We start from the raw sequence: 4,482 nt of genomic DNA, 5'->3' as shown, positions 1-4,482 counted from the left end.
TAAATCTCTAAGGGTAAGTACTCATTCACCACCAGCTCATTAGCACGGCGAGTGAGATCGCTTAAACCAATCACGCTGACTAAAGAACTCATCTTGAGGATGTAGACAAATTGATTGCCCAGTGGTGGGAGAATTTGCCGAAACGCTTGGGGAAGAATTACCAAGCGCATCTTTTGCCAATAGCTTAAGCCCAAAGATTCAGCCGCTTCATGCTGGCCACGGCTGATAGCTTGTATTCCACCGCGAAATACTTCCGCCATAAACGCGCTCTCAGCGATAGTCAGTGCAATAACACCCGCCCAAAAGTGATTGAGTGAGACATCCAATAGCGTAGGCATGCCGTAATACACCCAAAGTAGTAAGACTAAAACTGGCACTGAACGGATCACCTCGACATAAATACGGTTTATCCACTTCAGAGAGGCTGAGTCCGACAGAGCGGGTAACGCAACGATCAGGCCCAAGCTCATCGCAAATAACATACTGAGGAGTGATACCTGAATGGTGTCATTAAACCCAGCGATTAAAAACTTTAGATTGGTGAGTCCTTGATCCGTCGAAGGGTCAAGTACATACCAGCCCCATTGATAATCTGAACAACCAGTGAGTAATAGCAGTGAAAACAGCCATAGAGTTCGAAACGTCACATTTACTCCCTGAATTAACTAAAAAACTTCCTTTGTTGCTGCTATGTTATCAGTAGAGCTCTAATAAAGGTTAATTATTAAACCGTATAAGGTCATTATTTTTAAGGGAATAAAAATGAGAAAGATTTTACTAGTGCTAGGAATGTGTTTGCTTGCTGCGACTCAAGTCGCTCACGCTGAAAGCCGTCTTCAATCCATTTTAGACAATGGCGTACTCCGAGTTGGAACGACGGGAGATTGGAATCCGATGACGATGAAAGACCCTGCGACAAACAGTTATCGTGGCTTCGATATCGATGTAACAACAGAACTTGCTAAAGATCTCGGTGTAAAAGTGGAGTATGTGCCCACGGATTGGAAGACGCTAGTTAATGGCATTACCGCCAACAAATACGATATTACTGGCAGCGCATCTCTGAACATGTCTCGCGCGAAAGTAGCTGGATATAGCCAGCCATATTTCTACCTTGCCTTTGTACCTGTGGTGCAAAAGAAAGATCTCGCCAAATTCTCTGATTGGGCGGATTTTAATAAACCAGAAGTAAAAGTCGCGGCGACGTTAGGTACGGTACAAGAAAAAATGGTGAAAGAGTTCTTCCCGTCTGCTCAGCATATTGTTATTGAAGCGCCAGCGCGCGACTTCCAAGAACTACTATCTCGCAGGGCCGATGTATCGGTGACGTCCAATGTGGAAGCAGCGACGTTGGTGGATAAGTTTAAACAATTGGCGATAGTGCCAGTGACCGCACCGCGTAAACCAACCCCAATTGCTATGTTGTTGCCGCAAGACGATCAAGTATGGATTAATTACATCAATCACTGGGTAGAGTTGAAAAAGACTCAAGGCTTTTTTAAGCAGACTGCCAAGAAATGGGGGTTGAAAAGCTTATAAACAGAAAGAGCCGCATTGCGCGGCTCTTTTTATTATCTGAACGATTAAAGTTCGTCTTCACTCACGACTCGGGCGTTGTCAGGAGTCGTAAAGTGCTTGGATAATTCGCGATTCGACAGAATGTATCCCATCCACAGCCCACCCATACAGATGATGATTGCGATGCCAGTAACCATCTGAGCTTGGCTTGCCATTGCGGCTACCAATGCACTTGAGAAGCTACTTACACAGATTTGCAGGCTGTTTTGCAGACCTGCTGCTGTTGCAGGGCTCTGTTGTGCGCTGGCCAATGCACGGTTTACCACGATTGGGTACAGCGCGCCGTTAGCAACGGCAATCAAACAGAATGGCGCAAGAATAGGCCAAATCGATGACAGATCCCACTGTGAAGCAATGAAAATCATTAATGCCGCGACACTAAATAGGCCAATCAGTTGGCGCAGAACCTTTTCATCACCAAATTTTCGAACGCCTACTTTACCTAAGTAGCCACCAGCCATAAACGCGATGGTTTGTGGGATAAAGCTCAAACCAATATCTTTTGCTTCGTAGCCCAGTTGCGCCATGATTTCTGGCATCCCAGTTAGGTAAGCAAAGAATGCAGCTGAAGCCGTCGCAAACATAAACACGTTGCCAAGGTATTTTTTAGAACTCAGCAGCGCTTTGATGTCGGCAGACATACTGGTTTGTTTGATTTCTGCTTTCTCGTCTTTTTGTGCCATGGTCGCAAAGACCAAAAAGACACCAACCAGTGTTAGCGTAATAAAGATACTGTGCCAGCCGAAGTTATCTGCCAACACTACCCCTAATTGAGGTGCTAGTGCTGGTGATAGCGCGACGAGTGGCATGATTGTCGCAAAAATTTGTTGGCTACTGCTTGAGTAGCGTTTAATGACCATAGCCTGCCAGATCACGGCTGGTGCACACACACCGATAGCTTGGATAAAGCGCAGTGTGAGTAGTTGCCATACTTGATCACAGAAAGCCAAACCGAATGACGCGATAGTAAATAGCACCAACCCGGCTGCGAGTGTATTACGATGGCCAAATTTATCGGATGCCAATCCCCACATTAGCTGGCCAATCGCCATACCAACGAGGAATACCGTTAAAGAGAGCGCAATTTGCTCAGGGCCTGTTGCAAAGTCGATTTCCATCGCTTTGAATGCTGGCAGATACATATCGGTAGCAACGAAGCCAAGCATCGATAATGCTGCCAGATAAATGAGCTGTAGTTTTGAGATTTTCATGATTCAACCAGTCAAATTATTTAATCATTTTTTAATCAACATCAGTTGGCGCCAACCCTGATTTATTTACCTTATTATTCTATTTTTCGATTTTGAGAAAATAAAACGCTAAAATTGTTGGTTATCAATCAAATTTTTTGAAAGGTTAAATCATGTTCTCTAAAGCGTCTTTGGAAATGCTGGATACGGTTGCCCGTTTAGGCAGTTTCACCGCTGCGGCTGAGGTATTGCATAAAGTCCCCTCAGCCATCAGCTATGGAGTAAGGCAGGTCGAGCAAGATTTAGATGTGGTGCTGTTTCGACGTTTACCAAGGAAAGTCGAGCTAACTCCAGCGGGTGAACTTTTTATGGCCGAGGCGCGCTCTTTGCTGCGTCAAATGGAAGAGGTGAAAGCACAAACGCGGCGAGCGGCTCAAGGATGGAAAAGCACGTTAAAGCTGACCTTAGATAACGTGGTGAAGTTAGAAAAACTCAAACCTTTGGTGGAAGATTTCTATCGCGAGTTTGAATTTGCTGAATTGCAGATCAATATGGAGGTCTTCAATGGTTCTTGGGAAGCCATAGCACAAGGTCGAGCCGACATTGTCGTTGGCGCGACATCTGCGGTTCCCGTTGGGGGAGATTTTGAAGTCAAAGATATGGGCGTATTAGATTGGGCATTTGTAATGTCACCCGCTCATCCTTGCGTTCGACAACAAGTGCTTACTGAAGCGTTTGTGAGTCAATTTCCGGCGATCTGTCTTGATGATACTTCGAACGTGCTGCCAAAACGCCATACTGGCCATTATCCGCAACAGCGCCGATTATTATTGCCCAATTGGTATAGTGCGATTGAATGTTTAAAAAATGGGGTGGGCGTGGGTTACATGCCACGTCATATTGCAACACCCTTAATCAATGATGGTGTGCTGGTGGAGAAGGTCATGCCGGATGATAAACCGCTCAGTCACTGCTGCTTAGTATGGCGCAAAGATGATAATCATAAATTGATCCAGTGGATGGTGGACTATCTTGGGTCGCCTAATCAGCTACATAAAGATTGGTTACAGTCATAAAAAACACCTCGCATTAGCGAGGTGTTTTCATTGATATGTTTAAAATGTGGCGTTTTATGACAAGAAAAACTTATACGATGGGTTGTCTGTCTCGTCTTTGCATTGATAGCCAAGTTCACGTAAATGTGCAGAAAACTGAGCTAAATCGCTTTCATCTAACTCGAAACCACATAAAACACGTCCGTAGTCAGCGCCGTGGTTACGGTAGTTGAACAAGCTGATATTCCAATGAGTACCGAGTGTGCTTAAGAACTTGAGTAGCGCTCCCGGATATTCTGGGAATTCAAAGCTGTAGAGGCGCTCTTTAAGCGGCTTAGACGGCTTACCACCAATCATGTAGCGCACGTGCAGCTTCGCCATTTCATCATCAGACAAATCAACCACTGGGTAGCCACCATCACGTAAGTCGTGAATGATATGTTCTAGCTCTTCCTGACCGCCTTGCAAACGCACACCGACAAAGATATTTGCCAATGCGTCATCGTTGTAGCGGTAGTTAAACTCCGTTACGGCGCGGCCGCCAATGAGGTTACAGAACTCAAAGAAGGCACCTTGACGCTCAGGAATGGTGACGGCAAGCAAACCTTCACGTTTCTCACCAAGCTCGCAACGCTCAGAAACATAACGTAAGCCATGGA

General features: G+C 45.4%; 4 protein-coding genes and 1 pseudogene. 2 read left to right on the top strand and 3 right to left on the bottom strand.

All coding sequences use genetic code 11. From position 1 onward, the window contains the following. Nucleotides 1-647: amino acid ABC transporter permease (locus IQR33_RS20190; RefSeq protein ID WP_193843984.1), on the bottom strand; the 647-nt coding region annotated here is incomplete at its 3' end. A 115-nt stretch (nt 648-762) separates the two neighbouring features. Between IQR33_RS20190 and IQR33_RS20185 the strand changes: the two genes are divergently transcribed. After that, nucleotides 763-1,539: a transporter substrate-binding domain-containing protein gene (locus IQR33_RS20185; RefSeq protein WP_062730792.1), complete on the top strand. Its 777-nt coding sequence runs from the start codon at nt 763-765 to the stop codon at nt 1,537-1,539. A gap of 44 nt (nt 1,540-1,583) precedes the next feature. Here the strand turns inward: IQR33_RS20185 and punC are convergent, their stop codons facing one another. After that, a complete protein-coding gene (gene punC, locus IQR33_RS20180) occupies nt 1,584-2,789 on the bottom strand; it encodes a purine nucleoside transporter PunC (RefSeq protein WP_054579443.1) in 1,206 nt (401 codons plus the stop codon). Nucleotides 2,790-2,941: 152 nt separating this feature from the next. Between punC and punR the strand changes: the two genes are divergently transcribed. Then, nucleotides 2,942-3,844 (top strand): DNA-binding transcriptional activator PunR, encoded by a 903-nt coding sequence (gene punR / locus IQR33_RS20175; protein WP_005378948.1) that lies wholly within the window; start codon nt 2,942-2,944, stop codon nt 3,842-3,844. Between the two features lie 54 nt (nt 3,845-3,898). Here punR and IQR33_RS33770 read toward each other — a convergent pair. Further along, a pseudogene (locus tag IQR33_RS33770) lies at nt 3,899-4,482 on the bottom strand (threonine ammonia-lyase, biosynthetic); the annotation flags it as partial.

It is taken from the genome of Vibrio sp. OPT46 (assembly GCF_015163535.1).
Taxonomy (GTDB): domain Bacteria; phylum Pseudomonadota; class Gammaproteobacteria; order Enterobacterales; family Vibrionaceae; genus Vibrio; species Vibrio alginolyticus.
The sequence above is the reverse complement of the archived record's forward strand: the minus strand, read 5'-3'. Positions and strand labels throughout refer to the sequence as shown.

What these genes read in the sequence shown, in the direction of transcription:
- IQR33_RS20185 (WP_062730792.1), top strand. Translation starts at nt 763, where the DNA reads ATGAGAAAGATTTTACTAGTGCTAGGAATGTGTTTGCTTGCTGCGACT.
- punC (WP_054579443.1), bottom strand. Translation starts at nt 2,789, where the DNA reads ATGAAAATCTCAAAACTACAGCTCATTTATCTGGCAGCATTATCGATG.
- punR (WP_005378948.1), top strand. Translation starts at nt 2,942, where the DNA reads ATGTTCTCTAAAGCGTCTTTGGAAATGCTGGATACGGTTGCCCGTTTA.